Source organism: Flavobacterium arsenatis (genome assembly GCF_031456785.1).
Classification (GTDB): domain Bacteria; phylum Bacteroidota; class Bacteroidia; order Flavobacteriales; family Flavobacteriaceae; genus Flavobacterium; species Flavobacterium arsenatis.
In genome coordinates this window covers 1-16,689 of sequence record NZ_JAVDVI010000006.1, presented here as the reverse complement: position 1 = coordinate 16,689, position 16,689 = coordinate 1, and the positions used below count along the sequence as shown (strand labels likewise).

Here is a 16,689-nt window from a genome sequence, read left to right as displayed (position 1 = left end):
TTTTTGAAACCATATTCCTGCTGGATGCAACTATCTTTCATGGCGAACCCCGCCATAAAAGGATAGTTACAACCATCAGGGTTAGAAAGAAAACTTTAGGCTTCTTTTAATCTTTCAGCCAAAATTGCCTAAAATTTTAAGGTACAACTTCAATTTGAATTCCCTGATTCCAGTTTTTATGCTCATTTTCATAATAAAGATAGGCCGATGAAGCAACGCCTTGATACATTCCCGGAACAATCGCCTTCAAATCGATATTGATTTTTCGGATTTCATTACCCTCTAATTTTCTAAAATAAAAAACCAGTTCATTTCCAAAAATCTCATAATAATCAATACTGTTTTTTTCAACAAGTTCCTTTAGTTGCCAAGGCTCCGGAGTCAAACCGCCAGGAATTCCGATTCTCGCAATTGGATTAGAAACTTCACTTTTATTTGTGTTTTGAACTTCAACTTCAAGTCTTGCAGTTTCACTGATTTTCACTTTATTGCTCAACGATTTTGTCTTTAAAACTACTTTACAATCCTTTGAATTGTTTGGCTTATAGGTTTGATATTGCACATAAAACAAATAAGGAATCGAACTTTCATTTGGAATTTTAATGTCGAAATTATTTTTTCCGGTATTGATCTTCAGGTTTTTCAAAATCACATTTCCGCTGTTGTCTTTTTGCATCAAATCAACGGACTGATTATTTAATTTCAGTGTTGCATTCGCCGTAAAAGTATTATTAATCGAAATTTTAGTGAATTCTGTAATGGCTTTCAAAGCCAAAGCCGTAGCTTGTGTCGAACCAAAGCCGTATGAATTCTTACTCGATTGAATAAAATCCAAAACGTCCGAAACTTCTTTCGTGATTTCCTTTTCTTTCAATAAAGCTAAGGCATACAGTGAGGCAATCTCTGTATTCATCGATCTTCCATAACTATTGATTACAGATTGTTCAGCCTTTAAATTTTGCATACCCTGCTTCTTGATTTCAGCCTTAATGAGTTGCATCAACTGTTTGTAATTTTGCGTTTTATTCAAGTTGAAAGAAGCCAAAGCAACCAATTCCATCCGATACAGATCATTGCTTTTCAAGGCTTCCTGCAAGGCAGTTTCATATTGTTTGCCGATATCGTTTCGTCCAATTTCGGACAAAACATAAACGATATAAGCATTGTTCACTTCATATTTGATTCCAGAAAACCCATATTTACCAGAATTCTGCTTGAAACCTCCTTTATTGTCTTTTCTTGAATTTAGCCAATCCATCGATCTTTCCACTAATTTTTTATCTACATTGATGAATTCCTTCATTTCATGAAACTGCAACAAGCCATAAGCTGTCAAGGCTTCATGTCCAGGATTACCGCCATACCACTCAAAACCGCCATCCTTTGATTCATAATTTTTTAGTTTCTGATAGCCATTTTCCAAAAATTTCAAAGCTCTATCCTTAAATTCAGGCGAAGTATTTTTAAACTGCATCAACTGCATCGCCATAATATTGGGATAATTGGAAGAAGAAACCTGCTCAAAACAGCCCGAAGGTTCTCGCATCATACTCTCCAAACCATCAAAAATCGACGATAACGGATTGTAAAACAACTTGAATCCGGCATCAAGTGAACTTGGCATAGGTTCATAAATTGTAAAATCCTGTGATTGTGATTTAGTTCCTGAAATATCAATATTCATCGGAAAACCTTTAGAATAAACAGCTATTGTTTTCTTTATTTTTGATTTGAAATTCTCCCCTATTAACGAGATTTCTAATGGAAAATCTTTGCCTACTTTTTTTGGAACTAGGGAAATATATACTGTTTTTGATTCATCTGGATTTAATTCTACAAATGCCTTTTCTCCATTTTGTTTTCCTTCAAAATCAACGTTGTACTCTAGTTTTATACTCTTTTGAGAATTATTTTTCAACCAAATCGGAATAGAAATTACATCTTCTTCCGAAGCATAAAGTGGTACTTTTGCATCTGTTTGGATTAATTCTTTTACAGCAAAAGTCGCTTCTGCTTTTCCTAAATCGCCTTTGTAGGACGTTCCTTCTGCCAAAATCTTGAAAGAAGTATTGTCATCAGAATTATAAAATTCAAAATTGGCTTCTCCCTTATTATTCGTTTGAACAACCGAATTCCAGTAGATGCACGTTCTAAAATCTGTCTTTTCTTCCACGATTGTAGAGGTATATTTTGGAGCATAGAAATCATCTGCTTCGTTCAACTCTTTTGTGCCTGAACGGTTTATGTTCTGAAAAGTATAATTGTATTTTTGTCCAAGAAGAATTCCTCCGTCCAATGTTCTATTTTTGGTTGTCACTACAATAACTCCATAAGCGCCACTTGAACCATAAATGGAGGTTGCCGAAGCATCTTTTAAAATCGTAATTGACTCAATAGAATTTGCAGATAAGCTTCCCAAAATAGACGAGTTTTCATTGTTGGCATAAGGAATTCCATCGACAACTATCAACGGCTGACCTCCCGATCTGTTTCCGTAAAGCGATGAAAAGCCACGAATCAAAACTTTGTCACTTGCTCCAACTTGACCTGAACTATTTGTTATTTGAAGTCCTGCAACTCTGCCCGTTAACGAATTTGTAATTTGTGAAGCTGTAACAACAGTAACTGAACCTGTTACACTGGTTTTTCTTTGAACACCATAAGCCACAACAACAACTTCATTTAATGCAGACTCTTCAGAATCTAAAGAAACAGAATTAGCTTTAGTTTGAGAAATTTGATTTGTAGCCTTTTTTAAAGGCAAATCCTTATAGGTAACTTCCAATGCCTTTGTATTCGAAAGTGTATCTTTCATTCTTGCAAATTCAACTTGATCTGAAAATGAATTTTTAATTGTGTATTTGTGCTTGCTTTTACCCTCAACAACCAAGTAAGCCAAGTCAGAAAAATGAACTCTGTTGAATTTGAAATAACCGCTCGAATTACTTCTTGTTTCAAAAACCTTTCCTTTATCTGTAAAAAATAAAACCTTTTTTGAAGCAGGTCTTTGTTTATGATCTAAAACAAATCCTTCGATTGAATTGCTCTTTTCTGGCTCCAGATTCCTAACTTCTGCTTGTAATTTCTCCAGATTTTCATGATTGTATTTTCTCCAACCGTGTGTATTTAAAAGCAAATCAATGGCTTCTTCTCTGCTTTCAAGTTTTTTATTTTCATCAAAATAAAACCTTGGTTCGTGGATTTTCCCTTTTAATTCGGTTCCTAGAAATAACCACGACAAAATATTATCTTGTTTGTCATCAATGTACGTCAGCAGTTTTGAATCGACTACAGAAACAGATAGATTGGATGCAATTGGAAGATTGTTCTTATCTTTTGTAATGATGGAAACTTTGACTTTTTCTCTTGGCAGATAAGTTTCCTTGTCCGTTTTGATATCAATTTTAAGTCCGTTTTGATAATTCAAGAAAACGAGTCTTTCTGCCACAATTTTATTTTCTATCAGCAAAGAGAACGATTGAATTCCAACTGGGAAATCCTTTGTTTTTATAGTAACAGAATTCCAACCTTGCATTAAATTTAAATCAACTGATTGATGGATTTTCGCACTATTTCTGACCAAAACTTTTGCTTCAATAGCCAATGGAGCGAAAATCTTCAACGACACATTTTCGGTATTTTTTTGTGTGTTTATGACAAATGCACTTTTTCGAGCCAAGGGCAAAGCAATCTTTTCTTCTGATTTAAAAGGCGAAGTCAGAATGGCAAAATACTTTTTAGTCTCATCTGTTTTTAAAATTACATTCCCCATTCCGTCGTGAACGCTTTTAAAATCAGCAACTTTATTTCCGTTTTCGTCTTCGATAAATCCTGCAACATCCATTGGAAAACCAAATTCATTTTTTGCAATAAAAAACAAGGAAGAAGATTCGTTGGCAACAAAATTTCCGCTTTCAGGCAAAAATTGTAAATCCACAAAATTCAAATTGATGGGAATGGATCGTGTTACCGATTCTTGAAAATTATCATAATCAACCATCAAATTCACAATTCCATCATTGGATTTTAAATCATCTGAAAGCTTGAAACGAACAACTGCTTTTCCTAAATCGTCCGTTTTTGCTTCAAGCGAATCTATTTTTTTTCCCGCTATGAAAACATCATATTTAAAAGTATAATGCTTTATCGGAGTACTTTCTAAATTTTTTAGTTCGAAATCAGCCTCGCAAGTTTCTCCTTTTCCATAGGCTTTTTTCTTGAAATCCAACGTCATCAAAATCCGTGGAGCAACCACTTTCTGTACAAAAAAGGATTTCTCAAAAATATTTTCCGATGTCTGGTTTTGAATTCTCGTGTAGGCTCTGATCTTATACATTCCTGAAGCTACATTTTCAGGAATTGCATATGAACCAACGGCACTTCCGTTCTCAATGAAATAAGTCTGTGACGTGATTTTTTTGTTTCCGCTGTCGAACAAATCTACATAAATATAGTCGCTCAAACCCGTTGGACGATTGTCGCTTTCTGTAATATAAGCTTTAAAAAAAACCGTTTCCCCGGGAACATACAATACATTATTCAACTGCAAATACACTTTTTCTGTGATTGACTTTTGATAAACTACTGACCAATTAGCTTCCTTATTTTGAGCTGATGCAAATTGAATTACAAACAGAAACAATAGGACTTTTATATTTTTCATCGTGCTAAAATTTAATGGTTAAAGAAGACCCGAAGCTTCGCATCATCGGTGCATTGAAATATTCTAATCCGTTAGTTTCTATAGAATTGAACATCGAATTATTACTGAAAACCGACTTACTTTTTGAGAGTATGAAAACATTATTTACAAAAAACGAAATGGTAAAATTCAATTTATCCTTCAAATAATCTACTCCATTTGAATAGGACAAACTGATGGAATTCAATCTAAAATAAGTGGCATCCTCAATGGCATCTTCTGCAACTCCATCAATTCCATAACGTGTCCAACGATTTTGTTCGACTGGAAGATTTGCATCATAAAAGGAAACTGCCTGCGTGTTTGAAACTCCAGATTGTGTCACGCCTTCAAAAATATAATTAGATATATTTCGCTGATTTCCTGTTGTTTCAGATTTTCCGTAATAGTTTAAAGTTTGTTGTGTTCCGTTCCAAATTTCCCCACCTTGGCTCCAATCGAAAGAAAGGTTTAGTGTGAATTTTTTATAACGAAATGAATTGAAAAACCCAACCACAAAATCGGGATTTGGATTCCCTAAAACTTTAGGTTGGGAATCCTCTATTGGAAATCCCTGTTCGTCGATAATTACATTATGGTTTGCATCTCGCAAATAACCTGTTCCAACAATAACTCCGAGCGGTTGACCAACGATATAATTTTTATTTACATCCGAAAAACCAGCAAATGCAATTTGGGTTTGGTTGTTGTTTAAGCTCGTAACTTCATTTCTAAAAGTCGTGAGATTCAAATTGAGATTATAGCCAAAATTACTGTCGAAATTAGAGAATCTTTCAATCTCGAACTCAAATCCATTTTGCTTATAATTCACTTCTGGCGACCAATTAGCTTCGTTTGCGGTTAAAATTGGGGCATATAAGTTTTCAACATTTTTGTAATAATAATTGGCCTTGAAATTCCAGCGATAATCAAAATTATACATCAATCCTAAATTTGTTGTAGCTTCATTTGTAGGAATTGCATCTTTTGGTGTTAATAGTTCTAAATTATTCTGAAGTTGTTTAAACTGACTTACTTGATACTGTAATGAATTAAAATTCAAGTTGTTGTTTTGCAAAGAAGGTTCAACTTGATTAAAAGATTGGCTTATTGAAAACGAAATTTCGTCTATAAAAAGCCTTCTGATGTCGGCCGAAGCGAAAAAGTTTGTCATCAAACTTCCTTTGACAGTGGAAGAATAATTGAGATCCGAACTTAATTTCAAAGTGAGGTCTTCATAATTGGAAAACACATTATCAAAGACATAAGAACCATTTAGATTATAAAAAACCTCAAATCGTTCCTGGGAAACATCCAATTTATTTTGAATTGAACTTGTATTTGGAAAGTCGTTTGGCGATGCAAATCCGTTGAAGAAAATTCTCTCCAATCGTCTTTCCTGGAGTCTGAAATCAATCTTGGATTCGATTGCTACTTTATAATTGAATCTATGACTGAAAACATCTGAAACAGAAAAGCTCTTGAATTTTTCTATTCTTTCGTTATAATTTGGAGCAACAATTCCAGCAAAAAAAGGGTTTTGTGCGTTTGTATTTGTAATTTCTGAAGATTGAAAACTTGTATTTGCCACATTTGAATTAACGTTTTTCTGGTATCTATGGTTGAAATTAAAAGAAATTGTCTTGCTTTTGTTTTGATCTAAATTTTTATCAATCAGATAATAAGGATTGTTTTCAAAGGCAGAATAGCTTCTTTGGAAACCGTTTGCCAATGTTGAACCTAGATTATTATGAAAATGAATTGGAGTTACTGCATTTGCAAAAACGATTTTATTTATTCCGAAATTTGAATTGGAAAGGTTATTTTCAAAATCATTATAAGACAAAAGGGTTTCTATTTTACTGTTTTGAGATATGTTTCTGAAATATTTTACAAACGTTGCAATTTCATTATTCCTGCTGGTTGGAATTGAGATATTTCCTGTCTTATAGAGGAAATTCATTTTAAGAAAGTTCCCTTTTGGACTTTGAATTACAGCATTTATGGAAGATTTGTTATCTGTTGTATTTTGAAAAAAATCATTTGGATTATAAAGTTGGAGCGGATTTCCATTTCCAAAAGATTGGTTGACAATATTACCTTGAGGATAATATTCAGAGTTATTCCCAGAATATTCAAGTGAACTTACATTAGGTCCAAAGCTAAAAATCTCATTTGTTTCTGGCGATTGATAAAGTATTTGTCCGGCTTGGCTTCTGCCTTGAGCGAATTTATCTTGGTATTTTGGCAAGCGAATTGGCGATGAAAAACTAAATTCCTGATTAAATTCTAATGCCAATTTGTGGTGCTCGTATTTGTTTTTGAAATGATAGAAACCCTCTTTTCTAGTAATTTTAGAGATTTCGTTTTCGAGATTAAACAATGAATTTAAGTCAAAATTTCCGGATGGTTTTGAAATTTGTACTGAATCTATTGGTTTCTTTAGTTTTTCGGCATAATCATTAGCTACAATACGATCGACTTTTTCATAATTTTCTTGAGGAGGCAAATTGGTTATCTTGATGGTTTTGGTTGTCATCCCGATATAGGAAAGTACTAGTTCATCTCCTTTATTGACTTTAATGGCATAATTTCCGTCAAAATCTGAAGTTGTGCATCTGGAAGTGTTTTTTACACAAATTGTAACGCCTGGAATTGGCATTCCGTTTTCGCTGACATTGCTTTTATATAAGGTTTGCGAGAATCCAAATGTTGATGCAAAAAGTAAGAGTAATAGTAGTTTCATATTCGGTGCTTTTATATATAGAGCATATTTTTTTGGAAAAGGTTGGGAAAGAAATGAAAAATATTCCTGATGCTAAATTTATTTGGTACTGGTTTGAAATTTAAAGTATTTTTTTTGAATCTTTGAACCTTTAATCAAGATGTATTGTTTTTATTTCTAATGGTTTTAAAAAGTTTCTCGAAAAGCCTAAAGTTATTCCCTAGCCCAGATTGCAGTGGAAATCCTTTTTGTCCCGGGGTTCGGGACAAAAAGATTGGAACGGAAAGCGGGACTACTGATTCTGAAAACGAAAATAGTTTGTGCTCCTGAAAAAAAACTGTAACAAAATCTACATAGCGACTACTAACGTAAATATGAGTGCGAATTTAGAACAATCTTTTGTCCAGCAATTGCAGGCGAACCAGAACATCATCCACAAGATTTGTAGGCTGTATACGTCTGGCGAGGACGAGCATAAGGATTTGTTTCAGGAAATTACGATCCAGCTCTGGAAGGCGTTCCCGAAGTTTCGTGGCGAGAGTAAATTTTCGACTTGGGCTTACAGGGTGGCGTTGAACACGGCGATTACTTTGTACAGGAAGAGCACTCGGACGGTTCACACTACGGAATTTGACACGGCCCGACATTTCATCAAGGAAGAAGATTATAATTATGAGGAGGAAGAGCAGATAAAGCTGATGTATAAAGCTGTGCATCAATTGAATGACATTGAAAAAGCACTGGTTTTCATGTATTTGGAAGATAAGGATTATGAAGAGATTTCGGAAACTTTGGGAATCAGCGAAGTGAATGCAAGGGTAAAAATGAACAGGATTAAGGGGAAATTAAAGAAAATTTTAAATCCGTAAAGGAGAAAAAAAGATATGGAAGGTTTAGATTTATTAAAGAAAGACTGGAAAAAGAACGAGAATTCTTTTGAGCAGGTTTCGGAAACACAGATTTATAAAATGATTCACAGGAGTTCGTCCTCTATCGTGAAATGGATTTTTATCATCAGTTTGCTGGAGTTTGCTTTGTGGAGCATTCTGTCGTTTTGCATGAAGGATTCGGAAGTGATGCAGAAATTTGAAAGTTATCATGTGGAGAATATTATGCTTCCGCTTTACATTTTTGGATATATTGGACTTGTCTATTTTTTCTTTCACTTTTTTATGAATTACAAGAAAATTTCGGCTACTGATAGTGCAAGAGTTTTAATTTCGAACATTATAAACACGAGAAAGAAAGTCTATCAATATGTTTGGTTTAATATTGTTTATGGTATTATTAGCTCAATTATTATAACCTATATCCAATTGACACGTGACAAAGAGATTATTGAGCTCATTAGTGATTATGAAAAAGCAGGAAATGGAGTTTTGATATATAGTATTTACTTCTTTATGATATTTGTGTTTATAGCTGTTTTTATAGGTTTTATTTGGCTTTTCTACCGATTGATTTATGGTATTTTGCTGAAGCGACTGTATAAGAATTATGAAGAATTGAAAAAAATAGATTTATAAAAAAAGAGGCGCTTGCCTCTTTTTTTATTTTTAGTATTCCCATTGACGTTTTTTGTTGAGCTCTTCCTGGACTTGCCTTTCTTCTGCCGGAATAACTTTTAAGAATGATGGATGTTGCTCGATGGCATATTCTACTTTTTCTACGATTTGCTCGATGGTATCGTTTTCATAATCGATTTGAAGTGGTTCTTTTATGATAAACGATTGTAAAATTCCTTTCTTTTTTAATCGCAATCCTTTTTTGTCAAATGAACGGCGGAAACCATCAATCACAATTGGCACCACGATTGGTTTATGGGTTTTGATGATGTGTGCTGTTCCTTTTCGAACAGGCTTGAAAGACTTGGTAGTTCCTTGTGGAAAAGTGATTACCCAACCGTCTTCAAGTGCTATTCGGATGTTTTCTGTATCATTTGGGTTGACTTCTCTTTGAACATCTTTTCCTTTTGCACGCCAAGTTCTTTCAACTGTGATGGCACCAACATAGGAAAGTATTCTTGGAAGCAAACCTTCTCGCATTGTTTCTTTTGCTGCAACGTAATAAATATTCAGTTTTGGTTGCCAGAGATAGCCAATGTTTTTGATATGGTCTTGTCTTCCGCTCAAACTTGCGTTAAAAACGTGAAACATCGCCACTACATCGGCAAAATAGGTTTGGTGGTTGGAGATAAAAAGAACGTTAACACCCGGTAAATCCTTTATAATTTCTGAACCTTCGATTTGAAGTTCGTTGAAACCACGGTACCGCCTATGGGTTAATGCTCCAAAAATTCGGATCAACCATTTTTTTATAAAAAGTATATGACCAAAAGGATTTCGTTTGAACAATCCCATATTTCTTTAGCAATTAAGTTCGCAAACATACAAAAACTAACGGTTTAAAATACTCTTTTTAATACTTCTTTAAGTTCGTTTAGCATCTGGGAAGTGGCTCCCCAAACGTAGTGTTCTTCAAATTTAAAAGCAGGAACATCCACTTCTTCCATATAACTAGTGCTCAAGGTTTTGCTGACTCTTGCAGTATCATCCATTAATACCGACAAAGGCATTTCTATAATACCAAAAACTTCCCTATCGTCTGGAATGAAAGCCAATTCTTGAGTAGCATAACCTAAAAAAGGATATACTTTAAAATTGCTTGGCGGAATATATAAAGCTGTAAAAGGTCTGACAATGGTTATTAATTGTCTATCGACTCCAATTTCTTCGAATGTTTCGCGTAAAGCTGTATCAGCAAGAGAACCATCAAATTTTTCGACCTTTCCGCCTGGAAATCCAATTTGGGAAGAATGCACACCTTTATAGGAATTTCGGAGAATCATAACTAGATGTGGGGCATCGTTTTTAGGATAGAACAACATCATCACCGAAGCTTCTCTGGGATTGATTTTTTCGAGGTCTAAATCTTTAAAGATGGCTATTCTTTCCAATGGCATCATTTCGAGATGAGCATCATCACCGGGGAGATTCTCTGTAAGTATTTGCGGAATATATTTCAGAAAGGCATCAAAATTCATATTCAAAGGCTATTTTTGTAGTAACTAAAGATAGTTCGGAAATTTGAGATTCCAAAATCAAATCCCGAAATTTCGGGACTAAAATTAAATTAAAAAAGATGTTCAGTAAAGCCGAAGCACAAATGATCAAGAGGGAATTTTGGATACAATTTGCAGAAGAATATCCACGAAAGTGGCTTTTGTATGACACCAAAATCAAGGATTTTTCTTTTAAATTTTATGTAGATAACAAGAAAGCCCAAGTGATGATTGACATCGAACCAAGGGATGAAGAAAAGCGAAAAATCTATTTTGAAAAGATTGAATCGCTCAAGCAAATCCTTCTCGATGAATTTATTCCCGAAGCCATTTTCGAGCGGAACTTCCACTTGGAAACGGGAAAAATAATCAGCAAAATCTGGGTCGAAAAAGACGGAATCAGTGTGATGAACAAAAATACGTGGCCACAAATTTTTGATTTCTTCTATGAAAAAATGGATGCTTTTGAGCGATTTTTTTATGAGTATCGGGAATATATTGAGGATTTGGAGGTGAATACCTAAAGTTAAAATTGGGATTTTGTAGTGAATCGAAATAAAACTACCATTACTTTATAAACTTCATAACACCTTTTGAATCAGCAACAATAGATTTTATTTTGGATTCAAGTAATTTGGTTGCTCTTTCAATTTTTACGAAATCAACTTCTCTCTTTTCTTCAATCAGATATTCTTCAATTACTACAGCTGGTTCTAATGCGGGAACTCCATTAATTAGTAATTGATATTGATAACCAATCCGAACTTCGTGATAAATATCATTAAAGATAAGACCATCATTACCCGTTCTGATTTCATCTCTAAAAGGAGATACCTTTACAGAAAATTCACTCTTTCCTTTTTGATATCCTTCTAAATAGCTTTCGTGTTTAATTTTAGCATTAATTTCATTTAATTTGTTTGTCCCTTCTTGCAAATGTTTGATTTCTTCTTCAAATTTTAATAATTGTTCCTTACTTTCTCTTTTACCATTTTCAAATCCTTCATTATAACTTTCCTGTTTGATCGTTGGAATATTACCCTTTAAATCAACTACTGTTTTTTGTAAATTTTTGGAAGTATCATCAACTTTAAATAGAACTTCACGGTCAATATTTTGGTTTAAGTTTTCTAATTTTCCTTTTAGTTTGATAACATAAGCGTACCAAATTAAAGATGTAATTATAAATACAGCTATTAAACTAATTATAAGTATATTATTCATTTTTTCTATTATTTTTACTATTGATTACAGATTTAAATATAAAATTTACAAAGCCGGTGAATGCTTCCTATTTCCTCCAGAATTCCTAAAACAAGTATTCAGTGTCAGGCTAAAAATAGAATCGGCGGTTTGACCACAAAATTTGCAGGTGTATTTTGTTTTTTCTGAACCTTCATACAATTTATGTTTTCCAGAACCATTAGGATGTCGTTGGCAGGAATTTGCCGTTAGGCTGAAAACGCTGGAGTCTTTTATGCCACAATATTCACAGTAGTAGTTGGCCATTTGTTAGGGTTTGAAATGTTTCCATCAAAAATAAAACACATTATTGAGATACAGATTTAATCCTATTAAAGGGGTGTTTTTGTAGATAAAAAGGCAGTTCTGTCCTAAAAACCAGTTTATTGATGGCTTTTTTCGACTTTTATACTTTTAAAAGTACTACTATTTTAGTTCCAGATGGAATGTTGGGAACAATCTGGATGGCATCTTCAAGAGGTGCCTCAAGCAAGGAAAGGCGTTCTTTGGCCAACAAAATACCTTTTGATTGATGAAGGGAAGTTGAAGCAGAAATACCCTTTCCGTTATCGGATATCGCACAGCACAAAACAGACGATGAAGTCATTTTAAAAGAAATCAGTAATTCTGGATGGGGATGATTTTGGGAAAAAGCGTGCACAAAAACATTTTCTACAAAAGGTTGTAAAAGCATTGTTGGAACCAAACTCATCATATCGACTTCCTCTGATAAGGCAAATTCAACCGAAATACGATTGTCAAAACGCATATTTTCGATTGCAATATAGGTTTTCAAATAGTCTATTTCTTCTTCGAGTGTGATGTTTGGCTTCGAGGAATTTTCCAACGTTTTTCGCATCAATTTCGAAAACTCTCCAATGAAACGAACGGAATTCATAGCATCATTACTGATGATATAATGCTGAATGGCATTCATAGCGTTGAAGGTAAAATGTGGATTCATCTGGCTCAACAGCGCTTCAAGTTTGGTTTCGGCAATTCTTCTTTGAATGATTGCTTTTTCTTTTGCCTTTCGTTTAATCCTAATAATTAGAACACCAGAAAGTCCAATTATTGCGATAACTGAAAGCGTTATAAACCACCACGACAACCAAAAAGGAGGTTTGATTATAATTTTAAATAATTCAAAAACTGTTGTTTTACCTGCATTCAAATCCAACACTTCAATTTCTAGTTTGTAATTTCCGTGAGGAAGATAAGGCAAGAAAACAGTCGGTTTTTCACTGTAGGGACTCCATCTGTTGCTGTTTTTCAATCTGTAGCGGTATTTCAATTTATTTGGAAAAGCAGTACCGTTGGCTACAAAATCTATTAAAAAAGAATTGTGTTGATAGTCTTGTATGATTTCTTTTGGAGCATAGGAAAACCATTCAAAATCATCTTTAGAAACCGGAATATTATTAATGGATAAAGCACTTATTTGAAGTTTATGAACTGTTTTTTGATCTTGAATAATCTTCTCCAAATCCAATTCATAATAGCCTTTGTTAGTTCCTAAAAACAATTTTTGATTGATTATTTTTGATGCTGTCACAGTATAATCCTCAAAACCCTGTTCCTTATCTATTAGTCTTAATTGTCCATTTTTATAGATATTTATTCCTTTTTCGGTTCCGATAAATATAAAATCCTTATATGATTCTAAAAAAGAAATGGAGTTTCCAATTATGCTCTCTTTTGATATTTTTTCTATGATTTTGAATTCTTTGGCATCATCAACTATAAAAACATCCCCAAATTCTGCACTGATAATTAAATCTCCTTTTGAGTTTTTTGTGATATGCTTGAGTTTTTCTTCCTTCCAAATTTTTTCACTCAAGAACGATTTGAATTCATTATTTTCGTAAGAAAATAAACCTTTAAAAACAGAAAGTAAATAGGTTTTATTATTAGCATTCAACGTTCTAACAATATCAGTTGGAACATTTGAAAATGAGTTTATTTTGAGTTTATAAACATCATCATAGATATGAATCCCACCATACGGATTGGTTTCGAAGAATTTCCCATCGGCTGTAAAGCCAAAACTGTAAGTATGAATGGGAACGTATCCTGCAATCTTACCTTTAAAATTAATCTCAAAAATACCAATATTGCTATTTATCCAATAGGATTTTTGATGTTTTACGATTCCATAAAATTGGATTCCCGTTGAAGGAATGTCATAATTGAGCTCGAAAAAACCTTTGGAATAAGATGGGAGACTTTTTTTATTTCTGATGATATAATCCTGTTGAAAATCTTTAAAATCCTTCAGCGAAAGCATCATTTCAGTATTACTAAAACTCAAACCCTGCTGATGAAGAATGATATTATCTTCAAAATCAATGATGTTCCTATCTTCAAAACGTTTATAATGTATGGTTTGATTAAGTTGAACCTGATAAAACCCCTTATCTTTCGAACCAACATAGAGAAAATCATTATGTTGGTCATATACACAATTTAGAAGGCTTTTAGAATCTATTCCAAAATAATCTGAAACATCAATCATTTCTTGATTTTTTATTTGAAATAACCCTCCATTTGTATCAAAAATACCCCAAGCTGAAGCAAATATTTGTTTTCGCTTATCCTGTACAAATTGCCAGACAACTGAAGTTCCAAAATCTTCCTTAAAAAAAGGCTCTTTTTTTTTAAGATTTAAAACATTAAGAAACCCTTTATTACTGCTAAAAACGATATCATCAAAAACACCAAGACTATAAGTGTTTTTATACTCTCTTACCAAAACAATTTTGGGAATCCCCTCAACATACTCAATCTTAAAAAGACCTTCATTTAAAGCTGAAAAATAAATTTGATTCTGATATTCAATTATGTCCGTAATGATAAAAACACCAAAATGAGGAAAAACTTCTTTTGGAGTAAAAACAGTATTTGTAGTAATGTCGATAATGGAAATTCCATATTCTGTTCCAACATAAATTTTATCTTTAAAGCTAAATACCTTTCTAGTTTTATTGATGGGCAACCCTTCTTTAGTTGTAAAGATTTTGAAATTTTTTCCATCAAATTTAGTTACACCACCGCCATAACTTGCAAACCACATTGCTTCATTCTTATCCTGACAGATGTCCCAACAGCTATTATGAGCAAGACCTTCAGTGTCATATAAATTTAAAAAAGTTCCATTTTCAAATTTAGATACACCGTTTTCGGTTCCTATCCACAAATTATTATGAGTATCTAAAAATAAAGCACGAACAGCATTATTAGATAACCCGTCTAAAGAAGTATAATTTGTAGAGGGAAAATATTGAGCGACTACTATTAAAGGAGAAATTAATGCCCAAAAAAAGAAAAGTGCTTTATTTTTTGAAGGCATCTATCAGTTGCTTTTTTGTAAATAACTTATCCGAAACTGGAATTAATTTTCCTGACGACATTTTCAGAACATATTCACTTGAGCTAAAAGAAATCACATAATTTTTATTTACAATAAAACTTTTATGCACTTTAAGAAAAGTAGGCTCTACAAGAATTTCATTAGCGTCTTTAAGAGATTTTGAGGATTCGATAGTTTTATCTTGGGTTATGAATTTGGAATATGATTGGTCTGCCTCACAATAAATCAACGAGTTTAAAGAAATAACTTCAAAACCTTTTTTAGTTGATATCACTATTTTTTGATTTTCAGTGAATTTAGTATTCAGATTTTCTATTAATAATCTATACCGATCAACTTCTTTTTCCTGAACAACTTTTAATTCAAATCGAGCAATGGCTTCTTCAAGCTCATTAATATTTATAGGTTTCAAAAGATAATCAAATGCACTTGCTCTAATTGCATCAATAGCAAAATCAATATGTGCTGTAGTAAAGATAATTTCAAAATTAATTTTCTCAAAGTAGTTAAAAAGTTCAAAACCAATTTCTTCAGGCATTTGAATGTCTAAAAACACAATATCAGGACTATATTTTACAATTGAAGGAATGGCCGTTTTGAGTCCATCACATTCATCAACTACAATGATTTTATCTTCAAACAAAGAATTAAGTAGCTTTCTTAAAAAACTTCTAGAGTGAGATTCGTCATCAACAATTAGTACTTTTATTTTCATTTGAAAAATTTAAGAGGTCTAAAATACGCTTTTTCTATTTGAGTAAGTACTAATTACAAAACAAAAAACCCTTCATGTTTCCATGAAGGGTTCTCAAAAGAAAGGCGACGACATACTCTCCCACAATACTGCAGTACCATCTGCGCAGGCGGGCTTAACTTCTCTGTTCGGGATGGGAAGAGGTGAGCCCCGCCGCAATAACCACCTTAGGTCGTTACGCGATCGGATTCGATCACATTATATTATCAACACACTGAGATAAGGAAAAAGTATATTTAGAAAGTTCTCCCCCGAGAGCTTTCGCTCCCGGGAAAAAGGGCGTACATAAGCTTACGGGTTATTAGTACTACTCGACTATGACATTACTGCCTTTACATCTGTAGCCTATCGACGTGGTCATCTTCCACGACCCTTAAAAGAAATCTCATCTTGTGGTGGGTTTCGCGCTTATATGCTTTCAGCGCTTATCCCTTCCCAACGTAGCTACTCTGCGGTGCTCCTGGCGGAACAACAGATACACCAGAGGTTGGTCCAATTCGGTCCTCTCGTACTAGAATCAGATCCACTCAAATTTCTTGCGCCCACAGTAGATAGAGACCGAACTGTCTCACGACGTTCTGAACCCAGCTCGCGTGCCACTTTAATGGGCGAACAGCCCAACCCTTGGGACCTTCTCCAGCCCCAGGATGTGACGAGCCGACATCGAGGTGCCAAACCCCCCCGTCGATATGAGCTCTTGGGGGAGATCAGCCTGTTATCCCCGGCGTACCTTTTATCCTTTGAGCGATGGCCCTTCCATGCGGAACCACCGGATCACTATGCTCTACTTTCGTACCTGATCGACCTGTATGTCTCTCAGTCAAGCTCCCTTATGCCATTGCACTCTACGCACGGT

At 33.9% G+C, this 16,689-nt stretch carries 11 protein-coding genes and 2 rRNA genes; 3 read left to right on the top strand and 10 right to left on the bottom strand.

Translation table 11 applies throughout. The annotated features are described in order from the left end of the window. Positions 1-136 precede the first annotated feature (136 nt). Together J2X31_RS07845 and J2X31_RS07840 are read right to left on the bottom strand one after the other, a co-directional pair. Positions 137-4,663, bottom strand: a complete 4,527-nt coding sequence (locus J2X31_RS07845; protein ID WP_310025800.1) for an MG2 domain-containing protein — start codon at positions 4,661-4,663, stop codon at positions 137-139. Between the two features lie 4 nt (positions 4,664-4,667). Continuing rightward, positions 4,668-7,427: a carboxypeptidase-like regulatory domain-containing protein gene (locus J2X31_RS07840; protein ID WP_310025799.1), complete on the bottom strand. Its 2,760-nt coding sequence runs from the start codon at positions 7,425-7,427 to the stop codon at positions 4,668-4,670. Positions 7,428-7,780: 353 nt separating this feature from the next. Between J2X31_RS07840 and J2X31_RS07835 the strand changes: the two genes are divergently transcribed. Further along, complete coding sequence (locus J2X31_RS07835; RefSeq protein ID WP_310025798.1) at positions 7,781-8,275, top strand: RNA polymerase sigma factor; 495 nt, start codon at positions 7,781-7,783, stop codon at positions 8,273-8,275. A 15-nt stretch (positions 8,276-8,290) separates the two neighbouring features. Then, positions 8,291-8,932, top strand: coding sequence for a DUF8845 family protein (locus tag J2X31_RS07830; RefSeq protein ID WP_310025797.1), 642 nt, complete (start codon positions 8,291-8,293; stop codon positions 8,930-8,932). Between the two features lie 30 nt (positions 8,933-8,962). Here the strand turns inward: J2X31_RS07830 and J2X31_RS07825 are convergent, their stop codons facing one another. Next, positions 8,963-9,766: a lysophospholipid acyltransferase family protein gene (locus J2X31_RS07825; protein WP_310025796.1), complete on the bottom strand. Its 804-nt coding sequence runs from the start codon at positions 9,764-9,766 to the stop codon at positions 8,963-8,965. Positions 9,767-9,810: 44 nt separating this feature from the next. Continuing rightward, entirely contained in the window at positions 9,811-10,449 is a 639-nt protein-coding gene (locus tag J2X31_RS07820) for an NUDIX hydrolase (protein ID WP_310025793.1), read from the bottom strand. Positions 10,450-10,547: 98 nt separating this feature from the next. Between J2X31_RS07820 and J2X31_RS07815 the strand changes: the two genes are divergently transcribed. Next, entirely contained in the window at positions 10,548-10,991 is a 444-nt protein-coding gene (locus tag J2X31_RS07815) for a DUF4268 domain-containing protein (protein ID WP_310025792.1), read from the top strand. Positions 10,992-11,034: 43 nt separating this feature from the next. Here the strand turns inward: J2X31_RS07815 and J2X31_RS07810 are convergent, their stop codons facing one another. The 6 genes from J2X31_RS07810 to J2X31_RS07785 all read right to left on the bottom strand — a co-directional run. Next, on the bottom strand, positions 11,035-11,691 hold the full coding sequence (locus tag J2X31_RS07810; RefSeq protein WP_310025791.1) for a hypothetical protein: 657 nt from the start codon (positions 11,689-11,691) through the stop codon (positions 11,035-11,037). 45 nt (positions 11,692-11,736) lie between these two features. Continuing rightward, positions 11,737-11,976, bottom strand: a complete 240-nt coding sequence (locus J2X31_RS07805; RefSeq protein WP_310025790.1) for a hypothetical protein — start codon at positions 11,974-11,976, stop codon at positions 11,737-11,739. 139 nt (positions 11,977-12,115) lie between these two features. Continuing rightward, positions 12,116-15,058 carry a sensor histidine kinase gene (locus tag J2X31_RS07800; RefSeq protein WP_310025788.1) on the bottom strand — a complete coding sequence of 981 codons (2,943 nt, stop codon included), beginning with the start codon at positions 15,056-15,058 and terminating at the stop codon, positions 12,116-12,118. Then, positions 15,042-15,794 (bottom strand): LytR/AlgR family response regulator transcription factor, encoded by a 753-nt coding sequence (locus tag J2X31_RS07795; protein WP_310025787.1) that lies wholly within the window; start codon positions 15,792-15,794, stop codon positions 15,042-15,044. Before J2X31_RS07795 ends, J2X31_RS07800 begins: the two co-directional genes overlap by 17 nt. Positions 15,795-15,893: 99 nt before the next feature. Further along, positions 15,894-16,003 (bottom strand): 5S ribosomal RNA (gene rrf / locus J2X31_RS07790). 111 nt (positions 16,004-16,114) lie between these two features. Continuing rightward, a 23S ribosomal RNA gene (locus J2X31_RS07785) occupies positions 16,115-16,689 on the bottom strand; the annotation flags it as partial.

What these genes read in the sequence shown, in the direction of transcription:
- J2X31_RS07845 (WP_310025800.1), bottom strand. Translation starts at nt 4,663, where the DNA reads ATGAAAAATATAAAAGTCCTATTGTTTCTGTTTGTAATTCAATTTGCA.
- J2X31_RS07840 (WP_310025799.1), bottom strand. Translation starts at nt 7,427, where the DNA reads ATGAAACTACTATTACTCTTACTTTTTGCATCAACATTTGGATTCTCG.
- J2X31_RS07835 (WP_310025798.1), top strand. Translation starts at nt 7,781, where the DNA reads ATGAGTGCGAATTTAGAACAATCTTTTGTCCAGCAATTGCAGGCGAAC.
- J2X31_RS07830 (WP_310025797.1), top strand. Translation starts at nt 8,291, where the DNA reads ATGGAAGGTTTAGATTTATTAAAGAAAGACTGGAAAAAGAACGAGAAT.
- J2X31_RS07825 (WP_310025796.1), bottom strand. Translation starts at nt 9,766, where the DNA reads ATGGGATTGTTCAAACGAAATCCTTTTGGTCATATACTTTTTATAAAA.
- J2X31_RS07820 (WP_310025793.1), bottom strand. Translation starts at nt 10,449, where the DNA reads ATGAATTTTGATGCCTTTCTGAAATATATTCCGCAAATACTTACAGAG.
- J2X31_RS07815 (WP_310025792.1), top strand. Translation starts at nt 10,548, where the DNA reads ATGTTCAGTAAAGCCGAAGCACAAATGATCAAGAGGGAATTTTGGATA.
- J2X31_RS07810 (WP_310025791.1), bottom strand. Translation starts at nt 11,691, where the DNA reads ATGAATAATATACTTATAATTAGTTTAATAGCTGTATTTATAATTACA.
- J2X31_RS07805 (WP_310025790.1), bottom strand. Translation starts at nt 11,976, where the DNA reads ATGGCCAACTACTACTGTGAATATTGTGGCATAAAAGACTCCAGCGTT.
- J2X31_RS07800 (WP_310025788.1), bottom strand. Translation starts at nt 15,058, where the DNA reads ATGCCTTCAAAAAATAAAGCACTTTTCTTTTTTTGGGCATTAATTTCT.
- J2X31_RS07795 (WP_310025787.1), bottom strand. Translation starts at nt 15,794, where the DNA reads ATGAAAATAAAAGTACTAATTGTTGATGACGAATCTCACTCTAGAAGT.